This window comes from Cupriavidus sp. 05T313 (assembly GCF_056396665.1).
In genome coordinates, this window is record NZ_JBFTLX010000018.1 from 26705 (window position 1) to 51504 (window position 24800).

Consider the following 24800-nt stretch of genomic DNA (forward strand, 5'->3'; position numbering starts at 1 on the left):
ATGTGGGGGCTACGCGCGCAGCGAGATCTTAGGGATCCATCAATATTCAAAGACATACGATATCGACCCTGATGAATTGGTGGAATTGGCCTCGCTGGGCCGCATCTGCATTTGATGCAGCGCGAAAAAATTAAATTAGCAATTAAAAAACCAATTGCGAAATACAAACAACATATCACGTTGGAACAGCGATGAAAAATCTTACCAGCTATATCAATAAACATATCAATAGCCATATCAATATACCGATCTTGCGTCGGTATTTGATGGCATGCCTTGGCACCCTGACGCTAGGTGCGACACTTCTGCCAAACTCCGCGCACGCCGCCTCCTGCAGGACAAACCCCTCTGGCTACCTGATCCGTCCCTCCTATCCAAGTTCCATCAGTACTTCGCGAGATGCTGTCGTCCCGGGCATTTTGCTGCCGTCAAGTGCAATGGGAGCGGAAATAACTGGCTGGTTTAAGGGTTGTACCGTAGATACGCTAACGTCGACGCCCCTGGGAATTTTGGTCCCCGGCGTTACGTTCCGAAAGGGGGAATTCACCTATCCCGTTTATGAAACGGGAATTCCCGGCATCGGCTACGCAATGGAGGCGATCCGAGGCAATTGGGCGCCTCTGTCTAATTTAAGGCCCGTAGGCCCGGGACCTACGGTACTCCTTCCAAACGTCATTACGGAAACGGATCCCACTCACAGAGTGTACCTGGTCGCGACCGGTTCGCTTGTCACCGGCACCTACAGCGTTCCTTCGCAAAGGATAGCGCAATTGCGGGCGACGACCCAAGGGGTCCCAGTCGACTTCGACCCTCCGTTGTACGCACAGTTGGGGCCGCTGAATATCAATGTGACGGCACGGGCGTGCGCTGTGACCTCCGGCGCGAACAATGCTGTCACGATGCCCACCTTGCTGGTACATAGCCTGAAAACGGTCGGCGCCGTGTCGGATGCATCGGCCTCTTTCTCCATCGCGGTGAAATGCGACGCCAACCTGGGGTTGTACGCGACGGTCACTGATGCCTCCGATCCTACCAATACCAGCAATACGCTGACGTTAGCCAGCAATTCCACCGCATCCGGCGTGGGCATTCAGATGTTTCGGTCGGGCAAGACGACGCCGCTGTTGTTCGGCCCGGATTCGTCGAAAAAGGGAAACACCAACCAATGGTTCATCGGCAACGCGTCGGCTTCGGGCAGCACCTTCACCATTCCCATGGTTGCCAAGTATGTGAAGACCCTTCCGGTCATCAAGCCTGGCTCGGTCAGCGCGCGCAGCACGATTACGTTCTCGTATCAGTAGTGCAAACCAGATTTCGAAAGAGATGCGATGGATTTTTCGGCCGCACAGGCGGCCCGCACGGTGAGATGGAAACATGCACCCGATGACGTATTCCGATGTTCGGCTGGCATTGGAATACTTTGGTGGATCCACCGCGCATCTGGCAAAGGGATTTATTATGCTATTTAAAATGACTTCGCGCGCTCTAATCCTGGGCGTCATGTTTTTTTCTGAATCAGCGTTTGCTGATTGTTGGATCTCTACACCGACCAGTCAGGCACAGGCAAAACTTCCGCCCTCGCTCAGCACTGTTCGAGATTCGGTAGCCTCGGGGATTCAGTTTCCGTCATCGACTGCCGGATACGCCGGTCACAGTGTCAGCAGAACCAGCGATTGCAATTTCGATGAAATCATCGTAACGCCGCTCGGGAAAGTGGTTCCGGGTGCGACGTTTAAAGGCGAGAGGGGCAGCGCTGCTGTATTTGAAACCGGAATTCCCGGAATAGGTTATGCACTGGAAACGAAAAATGCCAACACGCCTTATGACCCTATTGGATCTGGGCCAACTGTACTTCCACCCGGCCCCCCCGGCTCTGGCGCTTGGGGTTACTACCACCGGGTGACTCTCGTCGTAACTGGTGCTATCGAAACGGGAACCTATAGTGTCCCGGCTAAAAACATCCTGACCATCAGCGCCATGCTGGGTGGAGCTGTCGTATCGAATACGCCGGCGGCAAGTATGGCCGCATTGAGCATTGCCGTTACGGCAAGAACATGCAAGATCACGTCCGGCGCGACCAACACGGTCGTTATGCCGCAGTTGGTGACGTATAGCCTGAAAGCGGTAGGCGATGTCTCTGCCGCCAAATCGACGCCGTTTTCGTTGGGACTCCAATGCGATGCGAACCTCAGTGTCTATGCAACGTTGACGGATGCGACCAATCCCGCGAATACCGGCAATGTCCTTAGCCTTGCAAAGAATTCGACGGCATCTGGCTTGGGTATTCAAATCATGAAGCAAGGCACGACCAGTCCATTGAATTTTGGGCCGGATTCATCGGCCAAAGGCAATACCAATCAGTGGCTGGTCGGTAAATCCGGGACATCCGCTAGTGTCATCAAGGTGCCCTTCGAAGCGCGCTATATCAAGACGGAAGAGACGATCAAGCCGGGTACCGTGAGTGCGCTCAGCACGATTACGTTCTCGTACCAGTAGCGCCAGCCGATTGCCTCGCACTTCATGCCATGCCCGGCCGCCCTCCCGGCTGGCCGTTAGCAAAACGTCATAAGGAGAATCAAGATGCCACGACAGCAACGCGTTGTTCAGAAGAGCGCCGTGCGGTGTCGCCGGGCAATACTTGGAATTGGCTGCACCGCAGCGTTTGCCCTTCCTGTTTCGGAGGCACTGGCGAGCTGCACGCTCGTCACCAGGGCCGGACCTGTCGAGTATCTCGAGGTCAGGCTCCCCGCCTGGTCGCCCTCCTCGTTTGACCCCACGGTTCCAGACGGGACGGTTCTTTTTTCCGAAGAGGGGACGGCAACCGGGCCCAGTGGCGACCTTAACTGTACATCCCTGATTGGCACGGTCAAATACGAGGGAAAAGGGGCTCCAGGGGCCTTTAATACTTATGCCACCGGTATTCCCGGTGTCGGTGTGCGCATCCAAGGAGGATGGCCCGGATGGTGGCCGCAACAGCCCTATTTCCCAAAGAACGCGAGCACGTTCGTGGGAGGCGGGGAGTTCAAGGTGGAACTGGTCAAGACCGGCCCGATCACGGTGGCCGGGTCAATGTCGGGGGAAATCGGCACGACTACCGCGGCCGATCACGGCTTCGTCGTCCGGCGTGTCTTCATCAACGGTTCGCTCCCCATCAGGCCGCAAATCCCCGCATGCAGGGTGATGACGCCGTCCATCTCGGTGCCGCTCGGCCAGATTCCGATCCGCGCGTTCAAGGGCGTTGGCACGACCACCGACGCGCAGCCGTTCGAGATTCGGCTGCAGTGCTCAGGGGGGACTCAAGGAACGTCCACGCGGATGTATTTCACGATGACGGACGGCACCAACTGGTCGAACCGAAGCAACCTGCTGTCCCTGTCGCGTGACTCCAAAGCAACTGGCGTCGGCATTCAGGTGCTGCGCGGCACCGATAACAGCCTGGTCAGTTATGGCCCCGACTCCTCACAGAGCAACAATCCGAACCAGTGGTTCATCGGGCAGTTCGGCAATGTCCCGGTGACGATCCCGTTCAAGGCGCGCTACATCCAGACCGCCTCTACTGTGACACCCGGAGAGGCAAAAGGCTACGCCACGTTCACGATGAGCTACCAGTAATTGCGCGGCAGGCGGGCACGCTGCCGCGCCCTCCCGATTTCCGATTTCCGGTTCGCAACAACTTCACAACGACTTAAGGACTTTCAGATGCATTCGTCGAACACATGGCAGTTGTGGCAGCTCGCATCGAAGGGCAGCGGGTACTGCGCGCTGGCTACCGCGTCCCTGGCAAGCCTGCCGCCACAAATGCAGGCAATGGCGCAAGGCATAGCGGCCAGCCTCGTGCCGCGCGACCGCTACTCCGCCCTCAAGACCGCGCTTTTGGTCCATGTCACATTGGAGCTAAGAGATGAAGAACGCCCCGAAGCTGAACGCAGTGCCGTCGGCCGCGCGTTGCACTATCTGTACGCGCCCTGGAGTTCGCGAGTGCCCAAGTATCGCCATGTCGACTACACCAATCCCGTTGGCTATCGAAAGTCCGTGGCACAGGGATCGGCTGGCAGGCCCGCTTGATCCGTCTGGTTGCGCAGCTTCAACAGTTTATTGCGACAGCGGTCGACAGATGGCGCTCCGGCGACGCCACTGGTGGCGATCGCGCGCGTGGCCGTCCCGGCAGCCGTGCCCCGGCCCTCTGCAACCTGGCTTCATCAGATCGGCGGAGTCGTTCCCGGCGGCCCCATCGAGCTGCCCGCCAGACGCCGACGACGAAATGCTCGTCTTCGTCTTCGTCCTACATTGCATCGCATTTTCTAACTTGTCCGATTGTGTTCTCTTCCTAGGACACTCAGAATATTCCTGCTTCGCTTACGACAGCAGCGACACAACACACAAGACACAGCGACTGCCACCGGGCCCACCAAGCGGCTTCGGCATCGGCGGCTGGCATTTCCGCAACAGATCCGCGTCCATGTTCCAGACATGGACGCGCAGCATTGGCAGCATGACATCCTTCCGTAAGATCGGCGGCGCAGCAGCACTGCTCCTGCTTCAGATCTCTCCCGGCATCGCACAGTCCCTGACACCGCACGCGGCGGCCGAGACCAGCGAAGCGACACGCCGACAGGCGCAGCAGGTCGACGAGGCGCTCACACGCGCCGCGGCCGCGGCGCCCGTCCTGTCCGGTGGCGAGACTTCCCCGCACGCGATACTCGCCTTTCCCGCCGAGTCGCCGTGCTTCGGCATCTCGCGCCTTGAATGGAAGAACGCCGAGGCGTTCGCATGGCTCGTGCGCGCCGTGCAGGTGCAGGACGTGTGCATCGGATCCGAAGGGATCACGCGCCTGCGCGACCATCTGCGCTACCAGCTTATCGAGCGCGGCTACCTCACCACGCAAGTGCTGATTGGCCAGCAAGACGTGCGCACCGGCACGCTGGTGATCGAACTCGTGCCCGGCCGCATCGGCAGCATCGCCGAAACCGGCGACGCCCCGGGCCGCCGCCAGGCGGCGATGCCGATGGCCGAAGGCGATGTGCTCAACCTGCGCGATCTCGACCAGACACTGGAGAACATCCGCACCGTGGCCGGCGACGCATCGGTACGGATGGAGCTATCGCCCGGCAAGGAATTTGGCCAGACCGATCTCGCCATTCACCATGCGCCCGAGGTGCGCCGCTGGCGGGCCATCGTCACCGCCGACAACTCCGGCATCGACGCGACCGGCAAGAACCAGCTCGGCGGCGTACTGGTGGTGGATTCACCCCTGGGACTGTACGACCAGCTCATCGCTACCTACAACAATGACGCGCACTTCGGCAACCATGCCGTCGGCTCCCGCTCGATGGGCCTGCAATGGACGGTGCCGTATGGATATGGCTCCTTCTGGCTGGGCGCGAACCAGTACGATTTCCTGCAGACGGTGGCCACGAATGCCGGCGGCCTGCCCTACACGGGCCGCACGCGCACGTTCGAGGTGGGCGCCAGCCGCGTGGCTTACCGTACCGGCACGATGAAGGGCACGGTGCGCGCCAAGCTGTCGCGGCGATCGGACGATGTCTGGCTCAGCGATTGGCCGATCGGTGTGCAGACGCGCGACATCACCGGCTACACCCTCAGCTACTCCCACTATCAACGCTTGAGCCGCATGACGTTCACTGGCGGGCTCGGCCTGCGCGGGAGCATTCCCGCGTGGTCGGCCAACAGCGGCTATGTGAGCGGAAGAACGCAATGGAACGGCCGCTACAGCATCCTCAGCGCCAACGCGAGCGTCGACGCGCCCTTCTCTCTCGGCGGGCAGCGCCTGGGCTATCGCGCCAGCGTGAATGCGCAGGCCGCGCCGAATGCGATTCCAGCAACCGAAATGCTTTCGATCGGCAGCCGGTATACCGTGCGCGGCTTCGATGGCTCGCGCACCCTGGTGGGGCAAAGCGGATGGGTGCTGCGCAATGAAATCGCGGTGGCGATCGGGCGCACCGGGCAGGAAGCCTATATCGCGGCCGACACGGGCGCCGTGGGYGGCAGCGTGACGCGCGAACTGGCCGGGCGAACACTCGTTGGCGCCGCGCTCGGGGTCCGGGGCGCATACGGCAGGCTCGGCTACGACGTGTCGGTCGGCAAGCCGGTGGCCAAGCCCGCCGGGTTCGAGGCCGCCCGGACGACCGTGGCCGTGCAGATATCCATCACGCTCTGAATCCCGCATTGAAATTGATCCACAACCTGAAGGAGGAAGCCAACCACAGCCATCACTGAATCTCCCAAGCCCTGACCCGGCATGCCTGCACCGAACCCGGCACGGATCTCCGTATGCCGGTGGCTGCCGTCTCTCCTTACTTACCATGGTCCAAACGATGAAAAAGACATCCATGATTACCCGCGCGCCCCGCTGCAGCACCCTGCTGCGCGCTCTGTTGCTGGCCGCCCCCGCGCTGCACGCCTCCGTCGCTTCCGCGCAGATCAGCGCTGCGCCCGGCGGTCCGGCTATCGGCTCGACGTCCAACGGCGTACCGCTCGTGCAGATCAACGCGCCGAACGCCGCCGGCGTATCGCACAACCAGTTCCAGAACTACAACGTGGGCGCCAATGGCCTGGTGCTCAACAACAGCGCCAACGGCGCCGCCACGCAGATCGGCGGCAATGTCGCGGGCAATGCCGCACTCGCCAATGGCGCCGCCGGCGTCATCCTGAACGAGGTGGTCGGCAACTCCCGCACCATGCTGAACGGCACGACGGAAATTGCCGGGCAGCGCGCCGCGCTGATCGTCGCCAACCCGAACGGCATCTCCGTCGATGGCGGCAGCGTGCTGAACGCCTCCCGCGTCACGCTGACCACGGGCACGCCGACGCTCACCAGCGGCGGCTCCGTGTCCGGCTTCACGGTGGCCGGCGGCGACATCGCCATCACCGGCAGGGGGTTCGATGCCAGCACGGTGGACAAGGTCGACCTGCTGTCGCGCTCCATGAAGATCGACGCGGCGGTCCGTGCCAAGGACCTGATCCGCGCCGTGGCGGGCCGCAACGATATCGCCTATGACGGCGACCGTATCGATGCCGAGCAAACCAAGGGGACCGATCACGTGCCCGTGCACGCGATCGACGTGGCCGCGCTCGGCGGCATGTACGCGAACGCCATTTCGCTGCGCAGCACCGAAGGTGGCGCCGGCGTGAACATCGCCGGCAAGGTGCAGGCGCTCACGGGCGACCTGAAGATCGAGAAGACCGGCCTGATCATCACGACGGCGGATCAGGGCGGTGGGAAGGTCAGCGACGACAAGGCCGGCGGCGAAACGGTCGGCACCGAAGTCGCGCCTGGCTTCGTCGTAGCCGAGAAGGCCACCGAGGACAAGATCAGCGTAYGGGCCGGCGCGCAACTGCTGGCGGCGGGCGCCACCGATATCCGCTCGAACAGCGTGAACAATGCCGGCGCAATCAGCGGCAAATCCGGCGTCAAGTTCAAGTCGGCGGTGTTGTCCAATGACGGGACCATCTCGTCGGACGGTGACATCACGCTGAACACGGCCACGTTGCAGAACACGAAGACCATCAAGGCCGGCGGCGCGCTGTCGGCCGATACTTCCACCATGGGCAATGGCGCTGGCGGCACGATGGAATCGGAGCGGGACCTTTCGGTAAAGGCGGCAACCCTGACTAACGATGGCGTGATCCGCTCCAACACCGGGAACCTCAACGTAGATGGCACAGCCACCAATAACAAGGGTACGCTCGCCAGCGTGACCGGCACCACCAAGGTGAAGGCGACCACGTTTACGAACTCCGGCAAGATCACCGCGAGCCAGAATCTTTCGGTCAATACAACGACCGGCAGGAACGAAGGCACGCTGTCCAGCGAGCACGGCAACGTTGACGTCTCCAGCCTCACGTTCGCCAACGTGGACCGCTTGTCCGCCAAGGAAGGCAAGGTGAAGGTGCAGTCGATGATCTATTCCAACTCCGGGACCATTGAGCAGGCCCCGCTGGTGGCGCAGGTCAAGCCCACGGAGCCGGCCAAGCCCGTGGAACCAGCGAAGCCGGTAGAGCAGGCCAAGCCCGTTGAGCCGACCAAGCCGGTAGAGCAGGCCAAGCCCGTTGAGCCGACCAAGCCGGTGGAGCAGGCCAAGCCCGTTGAGCCGACCAAGCCGGTGGAGCAGGTCAAGCCCGTTGAACCGGCCAAGCCGGTGGAGCAGGCCAAGCCCGTTGAACCGGCCAAGCCGGTGGAGCAGGCCAAGCCCGTTGCACCGACCAAGCCGGTAGAGCAGGCCAAGCCCGTGCAGCAAGCCAAGCCCGTGCAGGTCTGGCCCGGGCAGCAGGCCTGGCAGGCGCAGCAGGTCTGGCCGATGCAGCAGGTCTGGCCCGTGCAGCAGACCTGGGCCGTGCAGGCGCCCGTAGTCAACCCCTGGTGGCAAACGATGTACACCGGCTGGAATATGAATAGGGGCTGGTACTGAAGCGCTGAAGACATCCGGCCGCATTGTGCGGCCTGAATGAGCCAAGGCGAGGCGGGCGCCTTCCCGGCGCCCGCCTTTGGAATGGCGGCGAGCCCTTCCTATGTGATTCCTTATGTCGCCATTGCCGGTTGGTTATTCCCGCGTGGCATACATACTCAATACCTTCAGGCTTTCCCATGAACGAACGACTGCCTTGCACAGCTTGCAGCGAATTCATTCTTGCAGACACCGCAGCGAGAACCGGCGGCTTGTGCATGCCGTGTAAAGGCGGCTATCGGCAACAGATTGACGACGGCAGGAAGCGCCGTCAACTCGAGCGCCAATACGAGGAGAGCGCCGAGCGGAAATACCGGATCGACCTGGTCAGCCGTGTTCACGGCGAAGGTGGCGGATTTCAGTCCCTTGTGGCACGTGAGAGAACATATTTCGCCGTGATCTGCCTCATAGGCGAGGTTTATGGCGGCGGATTCCATCAGTTCTTCTCCAACAGCGCCGGAGAACTTTACGATTGCGCTTTCGATGGCCTCCTGGAGATGGAGGCGAGCCAGTCGCCGGCGCTCCTGCTGCGCGCCAAAGAGTTGCTCTTTGGGCAACAGGCTGTGCCTCTGGAGCGCAGACGCCGCAATGAACTGCTGCCCAACCTTGAGACGTTCGACACAACGGAACTTGATGCGCTGGAGAAGGATTTCTGGGCTGACCCGGATAAGCTTGGCGATCGATGTGCGCGGTTCGCACATCGGCATGGACTGTATTCGCGCGACTGAAGTGAATAACCGGGCAGCGGCCGGTCATTCCGGTTCGCCATACGCGCTATTGCCGCCCCGCATTTTCCATTATTTTGCGCGCACTTTATCACCCGATGAGCTGATGAATGAGCGCACCACTCGTTGCACCTTGTGCGTTCGCACCCCATCAACATCGCGGCGATGGATCAGAAAGGTACCGGGCCGGTGTGATTGAGCTGGCGATAGGCAAATTGCAGACTCCAGGGCGCGTAAACGTAGTGCAGCGCTCGCCCCACAGCTGTGCCGGCGGCTTGCGGGCGGCCCTCATCGCCCACCTTATCGCCCAACTCCAGCGTGACATGGACCAATAGCGCTGCCTTGACGTCGGAGTATCGGTCGCGTGGCAAGAGCCTGGCTGCGATGTTCTGGGCAATGTCCTGCTTTTGCGGCGGCAGGCTTGCCAGGGACACGGTGGCCAACGCGCAGTATCCGCTGCCCTTCAAGGCAAGCTGCCACAATTGCCATTTTCTTGAGGCATTCATCTTCATCTTCATTTGAGAGTCCTTATGTCTTCAAGTCGTTGTCAGCGGGGGCGGCGGGGCAGACCGAACCGAAACCGGCCGACGCTACGGATACGAGAACGTAATCGTGCTGCGCGGGCTAACCGTGGCTGGCTTGATGGTCGGTTCGGTCTTCACGTATTTTGCAGCCAGGGGAATGTTGAGGTTGCCCCGCCGACGCCGACGAGCGGCCGACATGCCATGGGTTGGTGTTTCCCTTAGCCGCCGGATCCGGCAAGGCGGGCAACACGATGGCATTGCTCGCTCCGGATGTCACCTTGATCGTCCCTGGGGCTGAAAGATGGAGGCTATTTTCGCTGCGCCGCTTGCCGTCTGCATCCCGCGGCCTTACGACGGCCATAGTCTGCAGCGGAATGGTGCAAATGCCGGCGACAGGGTGTCCTGAAGCAATCAGGATATCGAAATTGCAGGTCGTTCAGAATAGGACGAGTACTAAAATGCGTGCCGTCGACGAGGATACGCTTCGTCGCTGGCGTATCGCGGGCAGGTCGATGCCACGGTCGGTGAGCATCATGGTGTCTCCTTGCCATGCGGTGAGGATTCGCGCGGCCTTCCCCGGAGCTTGGTGAGAAACCCCAAAAAAAAGCCCAGGCTGTCAAGGGGAGAACAGCCTGGGGTGCGAGCGCGGGCAGGAGGGGGTCACCCACTATGCAAAGGTGGATCGGCACACGCGGGCGTGCCGACCGACGAAGTCTAACGAGACTTCATCGTGCAGGGAATCGGATAAGTCCGAAATCGCAGGGGCATTCGGCGAAAATATTCAGCGCGCCGTGGCGGCGCCAACCGGGCTGATGGTGAGCGGCCAGACCAGCGCGGTGATGTGTGTGGTCGCGATGTGGGAGAGCGTTGCGGCGGCGCGGCCGGCATGCCGTGGCGGACGGGACGACGGTGGCCTGGGCGGAGCACGCCCGGGCCACGCCTGCGGCGCTCAGTGCTCGAACATGATCACCGAGCGTGCCAGTTCACCCCGGCGCAGTTCGTCGAACGCTTCGTTGATGTTTTCCAGCGGCATGCGGCGCGAGATCAGCTCGTCCAGCTTGAGCTTGCCCGACAGGTAGAAATCCACCAGGCGCGGCATATCCACCGGGAAGCGGTTGGAGCCCATCATCGAGCCCTGGATGCGCTTTTCAGCCAGGAAGTCGGTGCCCTTGATCTCGATCTTCACGCCCGGCGCGATCATGCCGATCACCGTGGCGGTGCCGCCGCGCCGCAGCATGGAGAAAGCCTGCTCGGCGGTCTGCTTCAGGCCGATGGCTTCGAAAGCGTGATGCACGCCGCCGCGCGTGAGTTCGCGCACGGCTTCCACCGCGTCCACGTCGGCGGCGTTGATCACATCGGTTGCGCCGAATTTTCTGGCCAGCTCCAGCTTGCCGGGCACGCGGTCGATGGCGATGATGCGGCCGGCGCCGGCAATGGCGGCGCCGTTGATGGTCGCCAGGCCGATGCCGCCGCAGCCGATCACCGCCACGGTTTCGCCGGGGCTCACGCGCGCGGTGTGCACCACGGCGCCGACGCCAGTGGTCACGGCGCAGCCGATCAGCGCCGCGCGGTCCAGCGGCATCTCGCGGCGGATCGCCACCAGCGCGTGCTCGTGGATCAGCATCTGCTCGGCGAACGCCGACAGGTTCAGGAACTGGTTCATCGGCGCGCCCTTGGCCAGCAGGCGCGGCTCCTCGCCTTCGCGGCGCCTGGTGTCCGGCTCGACGCACAGCGACAGGTGCCCCGTCAGGCAGTGTTCGCAATGGCCGCAATAGGCCGACAGGCAGGTGATCACATGATCGCCGGGCTTGACCGTGCGCACTTCCGAGCCCACCTGCTCCACCACCCCGGCGGCTTCATGGCCCAGCACCACCGGCATCGGAAAAGGATAGGCGCCGTCGAGAAAATGCAGGTCCGAATGGCAAACGCCCACCGCCGCCGTACGCAGCAGCACCTCGTGCGGCCCCGGCTTGCCGATGGCGACGTCTTCGATCACAAGCGGGGTCTTGGGATGATGCAGGACAGCGGCTTTCATAGGTCTCCTCGTTGTTCGATATCGTTCGACACAGTTCGCTACGATTCCCGTCCCCGGCAAGGGCGGCGGCACGGCTACCATACAACCGAAACGCGGTTCAGTGAAGCCATAAAACGGTTCCCTCCCTGGCCAAACGCTTAAGCATCAGGAATGCGGCGCCGCCTTGTCCTGCTGTGCAGGCGCGGGCTCGGCGCTGGCCGCCACCATTGCCGACGCCAGCGTCGCGTTCCGTTGCTGGTGGTACTTGCGCAGGATCTGCTGCGCGGTCGACAGCCTCGAGGCCACCGGCACCGGGAACCGCACCAGCACATCGAGCCGGTCCGCCGCCATGGCTTCGAACATCACGCGCGGCTCGAACTGCGAGAGATCGAGAAAGCGCGAGCCGCCGTATTCCTGCAGGCTGTGCCGGGCCTCGGCCAGGAACGGCGCGCACACTTGCTCGGTGATCGCGATCAGGTCGGCCTCGACACGGTCCGGGTCGCTTTTCTCGGGCAGCGGGATGCGCAGCGTGTCCAGCGTGTACTTGCCGGACTGCGAGTGGTTGCGCACGGCCACGGTCAGCAACATGCTGTTGGGAATCTGCACCGTGGAGCCGGTGAACTGGCGCGCGCCGGCGATCTCCACCAGCGTGGTGGTCAGCGCATCCATGTCCACCACTTCGCCCGAATGCGGGCCGATTTCCACGATGTCGCCAAGCTGGAAGGGGCGCGCCATCATGCGCAGGAAGGCGCCGAGGAAACACATCACCAGTTCCTTGCCACCGATCACCAGCGCCACCGCGAAGGCGGTCAGCGAGATCGCCACGCTCTTGAGTTCGGACACCCAGATACCCAGCAGCAGCAGGAACACCACCGCGGCAACCGCGTTGCGCGAGGCCACGGTCCAGGTGCGATAGCTGCCGCGATTGTCCTTGTCCCCTTGCTGGCGGGCCTGGAAGAAGCGGTTGATGAACTTCACGGCCAGCATGCCGGCCAGCACGATGCCGGCGCTCAGTGCGATGTGTAGGAGATAGCTGTCGTTGAAGGGCAGGTTCATGAGGTTCGGTCCGAATACCGCGAGGATGCAAACCCTCGATTCTAGCCATGCCGCAGTGCAACGAACGCAAAACCGGCCGCACGCGCCGCGCCGCCTTTCCCCACGCGGCGTTTTCTCTTATGATGCCGCCCAATGTACCGGCCGGTGAATGTATTCCATGTATCCCCGTTTGCCCAGGCCGGGCACGGCCGGATGCGGACGACACCGGTGAATGCGGGYGCGTCCGGCCCGGGCGCCCCAATCCTTTTCTTCTCTATGACCCGCCAGCCATCCACTCCCCACGCTCCGCCGCCCGCCCTGCGCCGCACCCTGCGCGCGCGCCATCTCACCATGATCGCCATCGGCGGCTCGATCGGCACGGGGTTGTTCGTGGCCTCGGGCGCCACCATCGCGCAAGCCGGGCCGGGCGGCGCGCTGGTGGCCTATGTGCTGATCGGGGCCATGGTGTATTTCCTGATGACCAGCCTGGGCGAACTGGCTGCGTATATGCCGGTGTCGGGCTCGTTCGCCACCTACGGCGCGCTGTATGTCGATGAAGGATTCGGCTTCGCGCTGGGCTGGAACTACTGGTACAACTGGGCGGTGACCATCGCCGTGGAGCTGGCGGCGGCGCAACTGGTGATGCAGTACTGGTTCCCCGACACGCCCGGCTTGCTGTGGAGCGCGTTGTTTCTCGGATTGATGTTCCTGCTCAACGCCATCTCCGTGCGGGGCTTCGGCGAGGCCGAGTACTGGTTCGCGCTGGTCAAGGTGGTGACGGTGGTCGCCTTTATCGTCATTGGCGTGCTGATGATCTTCGGCATCCTGCGCGGCGATACGGGCGGGGTGCCGGCGGGACTGGTGAACCTGACCGCGGGCGACGCGCCCTTCGTCGGCGGCCTGCCGGCGATGATCGGCGTGGCCATGATCGCCGGTTTTTCCTTCCAGGGGACCGAGCTGATCGGCGTGGCCGCCGGCGAATCGGCCGATCCCGCCAAGAACATCCCGCGCGCCGTGAGGCAGGTGTTCTGGCGCATCCTGCTGTTCTATGTGCTGGCGATCCTGATCATTGGCATCCTGATTCCCTACACCGATCCCAGCCTGCTCAAGAGCGATGTGGAAACGGTTGGCGTAAGCCCGTTTACGCTGGTGTTCCGCCATGCGGGACTAGCATTCGCCGCCGGCGTGATGAACGCGGTGATCCTGACGGCGGTGCTGTCCGCCGGCAACTCCGGCATGTACGCCTCCACCCGCATGCTCTACAACCTGGCGACCGAGGGCCGCGCGCCGCGCCTCTTCGCCCGCCTGACGCGCAACGGCGTGCCGATGGCGGCGCTGCTGGCTACCACCGCGGTGGGCGCGCTGTGCTTCCTGACCTCGATGTTCGAGAGCAAGTCGGTCTACCTGTGGCTGCTCAACCTGTCGGGCATGACGGGCTTTATCGCCTGGCTCGGCATTGCCATCAGCCACTACCGCTTCCGCCGCGGCTTCGTCGTGCAGGGCCTGGACCTGTCGCGCCTGCCCTATCGCTCGCCCTTCTTCCCGTACGGCCCGATCTTCGCGTTCGCGCTGTGCCTGATCGTCACGCTGGGGCAGAACTACCAGGCTTTCATGGACGGCAAGATCGACTGGGTGGCAGTGACCGCCACCTATGTCGGCATCCCCATCTTCCTGCTGATCTGGCTGGGCTACCGCATCTTGCGCAAGACGCGTTTCGTGCGCTATGCCGACATGAAATTCCCGCCGCTGCCGCCGGCGCGCAGCGAGGCAGGCGGCGCCGCCTTTCCCGCCACGGCGACGGGCGAATAAAGAGCAGTCCGCAGCAAGCAGTCAATCCTGAGAGCAAATAAGAAAACCAAAGCGCTGTACCACAACAACAAGGAGAGTTGATTTGAAACACGCGATCCGCAAGAGCCTGCTGGCCCTGGCCGCCGGCACCGCCCTGTCCGCGCACGCCGCGCCCACCCTGATCGAGTCCGTGCAGGGCTACACCCTGAAGAACGACCAGGTCGCCAGCTTCACCGGCCTGGTGTTCGACCAGGGCAAGGTGCTGGCCACCGGCGACGCCGCCGCGCTGCGCGCGCAATACCCGCAGGCCAAGCGCATCGACGGGCAGGGCAAGACCCTGCTGCCGGGCCTGATCGACGCCCACGGCCACGTGTTCCGCCTGGGCTTCAAGACCACCGAGATCTCGCTGTCGGGCACCAAGGACCTGGCTGAAGCACAAGGCATGATCCGCGCCTACGGCGACAAGAATCCGCAGCGCAAATGGCTGCTCGGCTACGGCTGGAACCAGGTCAACTGGAAGCTGGGCCGCTTCCCCACGGCGGCTGAGCTGGACGCCGCCGTATCGGACCGCCCGGTGCGCCTGGTGCGCGTGGACGGCCACGCCGCCTGGCTCAACACCAAGGCCATGCAGGCCGCCGGCATCACGCGCGACACCAAGGACCCGGCAGGCGGGCGCATCGAGCGCGACGCCAGCGGCAACCCCACCGGCGTGCTGGTCGACAAGGCGATGGCGCTGGTCAACAACGTGATCCCGCCGTATTCCGACGACGACCGCCGCGCCGCGCTGGCCGCCGCGCTGGCGCACATGAACGCGCTCGGCCTGACCGGCGCGGGCGACGCCGGCGTGACCGCGCAGGAAGACCGTATCTACCGCGAGTTCGCCGACCAGGGCAAGCTGACCACGCGCATCTACGGCATGATCCGCGACACCGGCGACGACTTCAAGGCGCTCTCCGCCAAGGGCCCGCTCTCCGGCTACGGCAACGACCGCTACTACCTGCGCGCGGTCAAGCTGTACGGCGATGGCGCGCTGGGCAGCCGAGGCGCCGCGCTGATGGCGCCGTACTCCGACGACCACRTGCACAGCGGCCTGCTGTTCATGAGCGACGCCGCCATGCAGGCCAGCGTCAAGATGGCCATCAAGGCCGGCTACCAAGTCAACGTCCACGCCATCGGCGACGCCACCAACCACCAGGTGCTGGACGCGATCGAAGTCGCCTACAAGGAAGTCGGCGGCCGCGAACTGCGCAACCGCATCGAGCACGCGCAAGTGGTGGCGCTGCCCGACATCCCGCGCTTCAAGCAGCTCGACCTGATCGCCTCGATGCAGCCCACCCATGCCACCAGCGACATGAACATGGCGGAAGACCGCATCGGCAAGGAACGCATCAAGGGCGCCTACGCCTGGCAGACCATGCTCAAGCAAGGCACCGTGATCGCCGGCGGCTCGGACTTCCCGGTGGAATCGGCCAACCCTTTCTACGGCCTGCACGCGGCGGTGACGCGTACCGACCACGAAGGACGCCCGATCAAGGGCTGGCATCCGGAAGAGGCCATGACGCTGACCCAGGCCTTTCGCGCCTTCACACTGGACGCCGCCTACGCGGAGCACCAGGAGAAGACGCTGGGGTCGCTGGAGCCGGGCAAGTGGGCCGACTTCATCCTGGTCGACCAGGACCTGTTCAAGGTGGCGCCGGCCGAGATCTGGAAGACCCGCGTGACGCAGACGTGGGTGGCGGGCGAGCGGGTGTACGCGCAAGGCGAAAGGCAGTAAGCGTTACGTAGCGCCACAGGGGCCGGCGCTGCCGGCTCCGCGTGGCGGCAAGCAGCAGCACCGCCACGCTTTCAATCCCCACGCAGATGAAGAAGTAAAGCAGCGCCACCGCGGCAAACACCTGCGCCGCATACCCCACGCTGCGCCCGTTGACCTGCGTCGCCACGGTAGACAATTCCACCACGCCCACGATATAGGCCAGCGACGTATCCTTGGCCAGCGACACCCAGACATTGCCCAGCGACGGCAGCATGGCGCGCAGCGTGCGCGGCAGCACCACCAGCCACAGCGCCTGCAACGGCGTCATCCCGAGCGCCAGCGCCGCATTGCGCTGGCCCTGCCCGATCGCGGCGAAGCCGGCTTCCATCACCTGCGCGATGTAGGCCGCGCCGATCAGTGCGAGCGCCAGCACCACGGTCTGCACCTCGCCCACATGGACGCCGGCCAGCATCGGCAGCAGGAAGTAAGCCCAGAAGATCAGCATCAGCACGGGGATCGCCCGCAGGCCGGCCAGCAGCGCACGTATCGCGCGCGCCAGCGGCGCTGGCGCCTGGTCCAGCAGCACGGCAACGCCGATGCCCAGCACGGTGGCACCGGCGCAGGCCAGCACCGCCATCCACAAGGTCAGCGCGGCGCCCGCCAAGGGGCCGTCCGGAAAGGCGCCCGAGAGCAGGTAAGGCAACTGCCCGAGCACCACGGCCCAGCCGGAGATCGCGTGATCAGGCACGTGCCGCCTCCGTCCATCCCAGCCACCGCAGCAGCAGCGGCGCGGCCGCCTGCAACAGCAGAATCAGCGCCATGTATAGCAAGGTGGCCAGGCCAAACGCCTGGAAAGTCATCAGGCTGTCCGTCTCCACCTGCCGCGCGGCGTAGGACATCTCGGCAAAGCCGATCGCCATCGCCAGCGAAGTGTTCTTGATGGTCTGGCAGAACTGCCCCGCCATCGGGCGCGCGGCAATACGCAGCGCCTGCGGCAGCACCACGCGCCAGAACGCGGCGGCGGGCGTGAAGCCCAGCGCCAGCGCTGCCGCGCTTTGGCCCGCGGGCACATTGGCCAGCCCCGCCTCCAGCTCACGCGCATAGAAGGCGCTGGCATAGAGGCCGATGCCAACCAGGCTGGCGAGCGCTTCGAGCGAAGGCGCGGGCAGGTGCAAGCCACCCAGGTGGATGCCCCGCCAGCTGTAGAGAACGCCGATCGCGTCCTCGCCGAGCAGTTGTGCCGCACCGAAATACCAGAAGAACAACTGCACCAGCAATGGCGTGCGGCGCAGGAAGCCAACCGCGCCGCGCGCTGCCACGCGCAGCGGCGCCAGCGGGCTACGCGCGAGCGCCAGCCAGAATGCGGCAAGCACGCAGCCGAGCACGAACACCGCGAGAGACAGCGCTACCGTCAGGCCGAAGCCGGCGGCAATCCAGCCGACGTACCTGGCAGGCAGCGGCTGCAGCAGGATGGCTTGCATCCCCACGGCTAGCGTTGCCCGTCGGCAAGAGGCAACGCGCTCATTTCACCGCGCTGCCAATCGTGAAATCGCGCGCCAGCGGCGCCGCGCTCTTCGGGCCGAACCACTTGTCATAGATGCGCGCGGCGGTGCCATTCTTCTCCAGGTCCGCCAGGATGCGGTCGATCTCGGCCGTCAGGCGGTCCTCGCCCTTGGGAATGCCCACGCCCATGTATTCGCGCGTCAGCGTGAACGAAGAAATCTCGAACTGATCCTTGTTCGGCAGCGTAGCCAGCAGGGCACCCAGCTTCGCCCCGTCCTGCGCGAATGCCTGGATCGCGCCGCTGCGCAGCGCGGTCAGCGCCAGCGGGGAGTCGTCATAAGCGATCACGCGCGCGTCCGGATACTTCTGCCGCAGCGTGGTCTCCTGCGTGGTGCCCTTATCCACGCCCAGGCGCCACGCCCTGAGGTCATCCGGCTGCCTGAGCGTGCCCTTCTTCGCGATAAACTGCAGGCCGCTGGCGAAATACGGGGTAGAGAAGCCGATCTGCTGGCGGCGCTCATCCGTAATGGTGAAGTTCGCGGCAACGATATCCACCTTCTGCGAAGCCAGCAGCGGAATGCGGTTAGCCGGATTGGTAGCGCGGAACTCCGGCTTCACGCCCAGCCGTTTGGCGATCTCGGCGGCGTAGTCCACATCGAGGCCCACCGGCGTGGCGCTGCCCGCCTCGACAAAGCCGAACGGCGGGTTCGCATCGAACACGCCCACGCGGAGCACGCCGGCCTTCCTGATGTCATCGAGGCGGTCCGCCATGGCGGGGCTCGAAGCAAGCGCGGTGAGGCCGGTGAGCAGCGTCAAGGCAGCCTTGAACAGCGGCGAAGGGATACGCATGGGGAGTCTCGCTAAGGGTTGGATGGCGAGACAATAGCGGTGGGCACTCAGGCCGGGAACGAATGGTTTTGCAGATGGTTATRCCATCCCGGGAGCCCCATCGGCAGGCCTCCACCCAAGTTAAGCCTCAAAAGCCGCCATTGATCGACGCAAGTTATTGACAGGCAGGGAGATCTGAGCTGCCGCCGCCCTGCTTGCGCAGGCTTTTTGCGCAAGCAGGGCGGCGGCCAATAGAGGATCCGACGACTTGCTCTTGCTCGACCGCGGCTACCCCGCAGACCGTCCGGCTGATCCGGCGGATCTCGCCAGCCGGTAAGGTGCGCGTGCTCATCACCAATCCGCTCGACATGCACCGCTATCCGGCTGCCACCTTTCGCGATCTCTATCACCGGCGCTGACACCTGGAGGAGGGTTTAAACGTCTCAAACACCGCATGGCACTCGAACACCTGTCCGGCCTCTTACAGATGGCCGCCAAGCAGGACTTCGGTGCCAAAATCCTGAGCGACTACCTCCACGCCCTCTGCTGCCTTGGCGCCGCGCAGGAACGGTTGATCCGAACCATCGGATCAACCGTTCCTGCGCCATCACCGCCTTCAAACCTGTCCTGTCAGCGGCGCTGCTCGGCTTGCGCTGGGCCAAGGCTGCTCTGAATGAGACCTTGCACTTGATTGCAACACGTACCCATCGCAGGCGACCGGATCGCGCTAAGCCACGTCCGTCTCGCCACAAGCTTCATCGACATGCCGCCTACAAGGCTTTCTGAGGTTTAACTTGGGCGGATTGCCCAACAAGATTGACAATGTGAAAAATTGCCCCCCATTTTCCCGCAATGATTAAACTTGATCAATCGGACTTGTCCTAATTTGATGTGAATATTTTTGTTCTCTGTGATACACAATTTATCTACCGTAATTTTTCGAAATCTCAGAACCGGCGCGGCCATTTTATTACGCTCCGGGAAAGACGGTGTAACACATAGGAACAGGAGTTATGAATTAGGAATGATGACTAGGAATAGTAAGAAAAATCTGAATTTACCCAATTATTTTAATTAGTTAACAATCATGAGAAACTCTTTGCGTATAAGATCGCGTTCTCCCCGCAACGAGTGTCTTGTCTGTATCGCGGTCACCTTGCGGCAATCCTTACTGCCAGGAGGCCACCCCGCATGGGTATTCGCGACAACCTGCCATTCCTCTCCAACCGGACGGTCACTGTAAAAGGAGCAAGCCTGCCGCAGGTGCTGGGCGAGCCCGTGCTGGTCTTCTCGCGCCTCACTGGCACCGATGGCCTGAATGGCCTGTTCGAGTATCAGCTTGAACTCAGAACGCCCGATGCGCGCAACGCATCCTTTGGGCCGGCAGCCGACCTCGACAAGAAAGCACTGGAGGGCCGGGAGCTGACCGTCGAGATCGAACTCGATGGCAGCGGGATGGGCCTCGATGGTGGCGTCGGGGCCGGCAAGCGTGAAATCACCGGGCTGGTGACAGAGGTGCGTGGTCCCATCCAGGCCGATCGCCATCTCATCTATCGACTGACGCTGCGGCCATGGTTGTGGCTGGCCACACTGAACGCCGGCTTCAAGATCTATCAGAACCTCACCGTCGTCGAGATCCTGGACCAACTACTGTCCAAGTACATCTTTCCAGTGGAGATGCGCCTGAACGTAGCGCAGTACCCGAAGCGCGTGTTCCAGCAGCAGTTCGGCGAGACGGATTTCGACTACTTCCAGCGGCTGACCCAGGAATGGGGGATTTCGTGGTTTCACGAGCATTCCGATGGGCACCACCGTCTCGTGCTCACCGACGGTAACGGCGCCTTCCGCAAATTCACCAGTCCCGCCTACCACACGATTCGATGGCACCACTCAGCGGACCGCGTCGATGAAGAGCATATCTATGACTTCGAGGTCATCGATCGTCTKGTGGCCGGAAAGTGGCGCAGCAACGATTACGATTTCGTGAAGACGCGGGCGGACCTCACGGTAGCCGCCGGAGATCCGCGCGACACCGCGCACTCTACGCAGGAAATCTATGAGTATCCGGGCGACCATGCCCAGCCCTCCACCGACAATGACCCATGGGAGGAGGGCGTGCTCATTGCCCGCATCCGGATGGAAGCGTTGCGCCAGCATGGGCTACGTGGCCGCGGCAAGGGCAACCTGCGCGGTGTGGTGCCGGGATGCACGTTCACCCTGGCCAAGTATCTGATGCTTGACGCCAACTGCGAATACCTCGCCTACGCGACCAGGCTTTTGATCGAGGAGGTCCCGCAGGCCTCGGGGCAGAGGCAATCATGGCGCTGCGAGGTCGAGTTCGAGGTCCAGCCTACCAGTGAGGTCTTCCGCCCGGTACGCACCCAGAAGAAACCATGCACGCAAGGCCCCATTTCCGCAACGGTGGTTGGCCCGAGCGGCCACGAAATTCACACCGACCAGTACGGGCGCATCAAGATCCAACTGCCCTATGACATGTACGGCAGCAACGACGAGCATAGCTCTTGCTGGGTGCGCGTCTCCAATGCCTGGTCTGGCGATCGCTTCGGCTCCACCCATGTTCCCCGGATTGGACAGGAGGTGCTGGTCGAGGGGCTGCACGGTGACCCGGATTGCCTGATCGTCACCAACCGTGTGCCAAACCGGCTCAATCTGCCACCGTGGGAGCTACCCGGCCAGCAAGCCATCTCCGGCTTTCGCAGTCAGGAGTTGACCGGCGGCAATGGCAAAGGCGGCGGGCGGCACAACAAGATGCTGGCCGACGACACGGCCGGCGAGCCGCAGGTGCAGATCGGCTCGGACTACCAGGCCTCCGAGCTGGCACTGGGCCACAACGTCAGCATTCACGACTTTACCGGCCGCAAAGGCAAGCGCGGCGAAGGCTTCGAATTGCGCACCGACGCCTGGGGCGCGCTGCGCAGTGCCATGGGCATGTTGCTGACGACCCACAAGCGATCATCTGGCGGCGACTATGCCATGAGCATGGGTGACATGGTCGACGCGCTGCAGCACGCCGAGAGCCAGACCGAACAACTGGCCGAAGCGGCGCAGACGGCCGGGGCACAGGACGGCGAGCAAAAGGCGGTGGCCAGGGCCATAGCCCAGCAGCATATGGCGCTCAAGGGCGACGGGCCACTCAAGGAATTCACCGCGCCGCACCTGGCGCTCACCAGCCCGGTCGGCATTGCCACGGCCACGCCAGGGCTGACACATCTGCAAAGCGGAACCCACGTTGCCATCACCGCCGGCGAGCACATGTCGGTGACCACGGGCGGCGGGTTCCTCGCCAGCATCCGCAAGGCGTGGCGTGTCTTTGTCTACGAAGCCGGCATGCGCTTTGTCGCGGCCGTCGGCGACATCGACGTGCAGGCGCTGAAGAACTCCATCCACCTGCTGGCCATGCTGGAAATCACCGCCACCGCTAACCGCATCGTCATCAAGGCTAAGGAAGAGTTGCTGCTCGATGGGGGCGGCAGCTATATCAAGCTGATCGGCGGGCGGATCGAACACGGCACCGACGGCGCCTGGATCGTGCATGCCGCGAGCAAGAACATGACCGGGCCGAGCAGTATCCCGGTCGACCTCAAGCCAAAGCAGGTCTGCATTGAATGCCTGCTGAAAGCTGCCGCACGAAACACAGCGCTGGTGCCACGCTAGCCGATGGAGACCCATCATGACCGAAGAGAGCAACCCGATTCATATCTATGCGCTGGTCGACGGCGCGCAGCATCCCCTTCCTATCCGGGATGCCCTCCAGGGGGCGCCGGATATTCGCAATGTCTACGCCGGCCTACCCGAGGAAGCCGCGGGAAACGCCTCGCTATTCCTGGCCCGCATTGACAACGCGAAGGCGCAATGGCTGTCAACGCTCGACAGGCTGGATCACCTTGCCCCCTGCCTGACGCTGATATGGAGCCGCGCCGGCATCGGCGAGCTGGCCGTACACCTGCAATCCTTCCTGCTGGCCGACATCGGCGACGGGATGACCGCCCTGGTCCGGTATTTCGATCCACGCAATCTGGCCTTTGTGCTGGAGGTCTGGGGCAAGGACATCACAGAAGAACTGATGAAACCGATCCAGCAATGGAAGTACCGCGGCTATGCGGAGGATTGGCAGCGCATCGACGGCCTGCTGGATGGCACCCAAACCGTGGTGGGTCCCGTCAAGATCCCGCTTAGTCAGGAACAGGTCGACTTGATCACCACGCATTGCGAGGCGGACCAGCTTCTCGCGGCGCTCATTGAAAACGGTGACGTCAACGGGGATGGGGCCTACTTGCCGCGCTTCGAGGCGTTCGAGGCACGCTATCTGCGTGCGATCCAATGGGGCCTGGAGGAGCCGGCCGACCGCCTGTTGTATTGCCAGTACAGCTACCTGTATGGCGCGGATTTCGATAGCCATCCCGACGTGCGATCCGCATTTGAGCGGAGCACGCCAGACCAGTCCTTCGGAGAGCGTCTTGCCAGCGTATGGCCGACCGTCTGGGAGTCGTTGCTGGCCAAACAGCGAAAAAAAGCGTCCCGAGACCCGACCCAGCCCACGCCTAACAAACCGCTACACGGTACCTAAGCGGCCATTTCAAAAAGCTTCTGGCGTCGTTGCGCGGCCTTGGCCGATCCACTTGTACTGTCTGCGGCCGCGCGCCTGGCCAGAACCGCTTCGCTTCATTTTGAAACAGCCCCTAAACATCAACCACCAACGCTCCACCAACGCACCTCCAACGCAACTATCAATGCAACCATTCATGAACCAGCAATCTCAACAGCCATCCTTCGCCTTCGTCGCCGCTTCGTGGTCCGCACTTCTTGCAGGCTTTCTCGCCTTCCTGGTGGGACTCTTCAACGCCGACATGCAGCTCAATGAGCGTGGCTACTACTTTACGGTACTGGTCTACGGCCTGTTCGCCGCGGTTTCTGTCCAGAAGAGCGTGCGCGACCGGCTGGAAGGCATTCCGGTGACCGGCATCTACTACGGCTTGAGCTGGGTGTCAGTGATCCTGTCCGTGCTGCTGCTTTGCGTGGGGCTRTTCAACGCCACCCTGGCCTTGAGCGAGAAGGGATTCTATGGGATGTCCTTCGCGCTCGCGCTGTTTGGTGCCATCGCGGTACAAAAGAACACCCGCGACACGCAGGCAGCCCGACCGCAGGTGATCGAGCCCCAGTTTGTTCAGATCCAGGAAAGCGACGCCGCGACGCGCCAGGGCGACTAGCCCTTCCCGCCGGCGGCTTACACGATCAGGCGCCGGCTTCAGCGATCGCAACTATGCAGCCTTGCGGATCCATATGCACAACAACACCAGTGTTGCTCGACACCTCTGGCGACTCTGCGCCAGCCTCTCCCTGGTCGCGGCACTGGGCGCCTGCTCCGATCGGCTGTCGGCTTGGTTCTCGCCGTTGTTTTCCGATGCAGAAGTGGAGGCAGCGCCCACGCCTGGTCGCATGCTTGGCGCCGGAGTGAGCGGGCTCAATTACACGCCGCACTTCATCGGCTGGTTCCGCATTACCGGCCCGGATGGCATGCGCGGAGGCGGTCCCAATATCATGCCGGCGCCTCCAGGAGGGCGCTCCGGCGGTGGTGCGCAAAACTGCTGCATCAGTATTCCTGAGGTCTGGCGTCCCGGCATTGAGGTCACGGTCCACTGGTATGCAGGGAAGATCCATGACGGAAAAACACCGGACGTGGTTTATCGCGCCAAGACCGAAGTGCCGCAATACGATGGTGCTAACTCCGGGGAAATGTGGGCAATATTCCTGCCGGATGATCGGGTCAAGATCATGGTTGCGGATGGGAATGCTAATGGCCGAAACAGCGTCGATGCGCGTCCTGCCGACGACGATCCCTTTATCGCTCATGGTGTGCTTGACGAAGGGGAGAGCAAGCGTGTGCGCGCCCGTGGCCGTTCGACCTATTGCGCTAGCGACGAGAGCAGCTGTCCGCCACGACTGCAGGAGAAGAACTACGCACCAGGTGGCCCATGTACTGCGGGCCTGCCATGTCCCCCGACAGCTGAAAAGGAGAAAGAACGATGAATATTCTGCGCTGGCCGGCCAAGATGCCGGAACGAGACAGCGGGAGATTGCCAGAAGGGCTCGACACACATCCGCTTGGCAAGGCAAAAGTGATCGATCCATTAGGTGCATGCGAAC

General features: G+C 62.9%; 19 protein-coding genes. 13 read left to right on the top strand and 6 right to left on the bottom strand.

Annotated features, from left to right (window positions below; all coding sequences use genetic code 11):
* Positions 1 to 701: 701 nt before the first annotated feature.
* The 7 genes from AC1DKD_RS06955 (at position 702) to AC1DKD_RS06985 (ending at position 9193) form a co-directional block, all read left to right on the top strand.
* Positions 702 to 1301, top strand: a complete 600-nt coding sequence (locus AC1DKD_RS06955) for a fimbrial protein (RefSeq protein WP_441634354.1) — start codon at positions 702 to 704, stop codon at positions 1299 to 1301.
* Positions 1302 to 1383: 82 nt separating this feature from the next.
* On the top strand, positions 1384 to 2496 hold the full coding sequence (locus tag AC1DKD_RS06960; protein ID WP_441634356.1) for a fimbrial protein: 1113 nt from the start codon (positions 1384 to 1386) through the stop codon (positions 2494 to 2496).
* A gap of 84 nt (positions 2497 to 2580) precedes the next feature.
* Positions 2581 to 3612 (top strand): fimbrial protein, encoded by a 1032-nt coding sequence (locus AC1DKD_RS06965; protein ID WP_441634358.1) that lies wholly within the window; start codon positions 2581 to 2583, stop codon positions 3610 to 3612.
* 87 nt (positions 3613 to 3699) lie between these two features.
* Positions 3700 to 4065 carry a hypothetical protein gene (locus AC1DKD_RS06970; RefSeq protein WP_441634360.1) on the top strand — a complete coding sequence of 122 codons (366 nt, stop codon included), beginning with the start codon at positions 3700 to 3702 and terminating at the stop codon, positions 4063 to 4065.
* Between the two features lie 427 nt (positions 4066 to 4492).
* Positions 4493 to 6178 (top strand): ShlB/FhaC/HecB family hemolysin secretion/activation protein, encoded by a 1686-nt coding sequence (locus tag AC1DKD_RS06975; RefSeq protein ID WP_441634362.1) that lies wholly within the window; start codon positions 4493 to 4495, stop codon positions 6176 to 6178.
* 157 nt (positions 6179 to 6335) lie between these two features.
* On the top strand, positions 6336 to 8429 hold the full coding sequence (locus tag AC1DKD_RS06980) for a two-partner secretion domain-containing protein (RefSeq protein ID WP_477143125.1): 2094 nt from the start codon (positions 6336 to 6338) through the stop codon (positions 8427 to 8429).
* Positions 8430 to 8605: 176 nt separating this feature from the next.
* A complete protein-coding gene (locus tag AC1DKD_RS06985) occupies positions 8606 to 9193 on the top strand; it encodes a DMP19 family protein (protein WP_441634366.1) in 588 nt (195 codons plus the stop codon).
* 167 nt (positions 9194 to 9360) lie between these two features.
* Here the strand turns inward: AC1DKD_RS06985 and AC1DKD_RS06990 are convergent, their stop codons facing one another.
* From AC1DKD_RS06990 to AC1DKD_RS07000, 3 genes are all read right to left on the bottom strand, one after another.
* Entirely contained in the window at positions 9361 to 9708 is a 348-nt protein-coding gene (locus AC1DKD_RS06990; RefSeq protein ID WP_441634368.1) for a hypothetical protein, read from the bottom strand.
* 955 nt (positions 9709 to 10663) lie between these two features.
* Complete coding sequence (locus AC1DKD_RS06995; RefSeq protein WP_441634370.1) at positions 10664 to 11749, bottom strand: Zn-dependent alcohol dehydrogenase; 1086 nt, start codon at positions 11747 to 11749, stop codon at positions 10664 to 10666.
* Positions 11750 to 11893: 144 nt separating this feature from the next.
* A complete protein-coding gene (locus tag AC1DKD_RS07000; RefSeq protein ID WP_441634372.1) occupies positions 11894 to 12784 on the bottom strand; it encodes a mechanosensitive ion channel family protein in 891 nt (296 codons plus the stop codon).
* Positions 12785 to 13039: 255 nt separating this feature from the next.
* Between AC1DKD_RS07000 and AC1DKD_RS07005 the strand changes: the two genes are divergently transcribed.
* Complete coding sequence (locus AC1DKD_RS07005) at positions 13040 to 14572, top strand: amino acid permease (protein WP_441634374.1); 1533 nt, start codon at positions 13040 to 13042, stop codon at positions 14570 to 14572.
* A gap of 82 nt (positions 14573 to 14654) precedes the next feature.
* Positions 14655 to 16325 (top strand): amidohydrolase, encoded by a 1671-nt coding sequence (locus AC1DKD_RS07010; RefSeq protein WP_477143126.1) that lies wholly within the window; start codon positions 14655 to 14657, stop codon positions 16323 to 16325.
* Here AC1DKD_RS07010 and AC1DKD_RS07015 read toward each other — a convergent pair.
* The 3 genes from AC1DKD_RS07015 to AC1DKD_RS07025 are packed head-to-tail and all read right to left on the bottom strand — an operon-like array spanning position 16234 to position 18656.
* On the bottom strand, positions 16234 to 17052 hold the full coding sequence (locus tag AC1DKD_RS07015) for an amino acid ABC transporter permease (RefSeq protein WP_441634377.1): 819 nt from the start codon (positions 17050 to 17052) through the stop codon (positions 16234 to 16236). The two genes, AC1DKD_RS07010 and AC1DKD_RS07015, sit on opposite strands and share 92 nt — an antisense overlap.
* Positions 17045 to 17785: an amino acid ABC transporter permease gene (locus AC1DKD_RS07020; protein WP_441634379.1), complete on the bottom strand. Its 741-nt coding sequence runs from the start codon at positions 17783 to 17785 to the stop codon at positions 17045 to 17047. Before AC1DKD_RS07020 ends, AC1DKD_RS07015 begins: the two co-directional genes overlap by 8 nt.
* A 40-nt stretch (positions 17786 to 17825) precedes the next feature.
* Positions 17826 to 18656 carry an ABC transporter substrate-binding protein gene (locus tag AC1DKD_RS07025; RefSeq protein ID WP_441634381.1) on the bottom strand — a complete coding sequence of 277 codons (831 nt, stop codon included), beginning with the start codon at positions 18654 to 18656 and terminating at the stop codon, positions 17826 to 17828.
* A 1170-nt stretch (positions 18657 to 19826) separates the two neighbouring features.
* Between AC1DKD_RS07025 and AC1DKD_RS07030 the strand changes: the two genes are divergently transcribed.
* The 4 genes from AC1DKD_RS07030 to AC1DKD_RS07045 all read left to right on the top strand — a co-directional run bounded on the left by AC1DKD_RS07030 (position 19827) and on the right by AC1DKD_RS07045 (position 24683).
* Entirely contained in the window at positions 19827 to 22310 is a 2484-nt protein-coding gene (locus AC1DKD_RS07030; RefSeq protein ID WP_477111144.1) for a type VI secretion system Vgr family protein, read from the top strand.
* Between the two features lie 16 nt (positions 22311 to 22326).
* Positions 22327 to 23223 (top strand): DUF4123 domain-containing protein, encoded by an 897-nt coding sequence (locus AC1DKD_RS07035; RefSeq protein ID WP_477111143.1) that lies wholly within the window; start codon positions 22327 to 22329, stop codon positions 23221 to 23223.
* A 175-nt stretch (positions 23224 to 23398) separates the two neighbouring features.
* Positions 23399 to 23863 carry an inner membrane protein YiaA gene (gene yiaA, locus AC1DKD_RS07040; RefSeq protein ID WP_416051639.1) on the top strand — a complete coding sequence of 155 codons (465 nt, stop codon included), beginning with the start codon at positions 23399 to 23401 and terminating at the stop codon, positions 23861 to 23863.
* A 73-nt stretch (positions 23864 to 23936) separates the two neighbouring features.
* Positions 23937 to 24683: a DUF3304 domain-containing protein gene (locus tag AC1DKD_RS07045; RefSeq protein WP_441634290.1), complete on the top strand. Its 747-nt coding sequence runs from the start codon at positions 23937 to 23939 to the stop codon at positions 24681 to 24683.
* Positions 24684 to 24800 lie beyond the last annotated feature (117 nt).

Excerpts from the sequence above, each read along its gene's own strand:
- AC1DKD_RS06960 (WP_441634356.1), top strand. The coding sequence starts at position 1,384 with ATGACGTATTCCGATGTTCGGCTGGCATTGGAATACTTTGGTGGATCC.
- AC1DKD_RS06965 (WP_441634358.1), top strand. The coding sequence starts at position 2,581 with ATGCCACGACAGCAACGCGTTGTTCAGAAGAGCGCCGTGCGGTGTCGC.
- AC1DKD_RS06970 (WP_441634360.1), top strand. The coding sequence starts at position 3,700 with ATGCATTCGTCGAACACATGGCAGTTGTGGCAGCTCGCATCGAAGGGC.
- AC1DKD_RS06985 (WP_441634366.1), top strand. The coding sequence starts at position 8,606 with ATGAACGAACGACTGCCTTGCACAGCTTGCAGCGAATTCATTCTTGCA.
- AC1DKD_RS06990 (WP_441634368.1), bottom strand. The coding sequence starts at position 9,708 with ATGAAGATGAAGATGAATGCCTCAAGAAAATGGCAATTGTGGCAGCTT.
- AC1DKD_RS06995 (WP_441634370.1), bottom strand. The coding sequence starts at position 11,749 with ATGAAAGCCGCTGTCCTGCATCATCCCAAGACCCCGCTTGTGATCGAA.
- AC1DKD_RS07000 (WP_441634372.1), bottom strand. The coding sequence starts at position 12,784 with ATGAACCTGCCCTTCAACGACAGCTATCTCCTACACATCGCACTGAGC.
- AC1DKD_RS07005 (WP_441634374.1), top strand. The coding sequence starts at position 13,040 with ATGACCCGCCAGCCATCCACTCCCCACGCTCCGCCGCCCGCCCTGCGC.
- AC1DKD_RS07020 (WP_441634379.1), bottom strand. The coding sequence starts at position 17,785 with ATGCAAGCCATCCTGCTGCAGCCGCTGCCTGCCAGGTACGTCGGCTGG.
- AC1DKD_RS07025 (WP_441634381.1), bottom strand. The coding sequence starts at position 18,656 with ATGCGTATCCCTTCGCCGCTGTTCAAGGCTGCCTTGACGCTGCTCACC.
- AC1DKD_RS07035 (WP_477111143.1), top strand. The coding sequence starts at position 22,327 with ATGACCGAAGAGAGCAACCCGATTCATATCTATGCGCTGGTCGACGGC.
- AC1DKD_RS07045 (WP_441634290.1), top strand. The coding sequence starts at position 23,937 with ATGCACAACAACACCAGTGTTGCTCGACACCTCTGGCGACTCTGCGCC.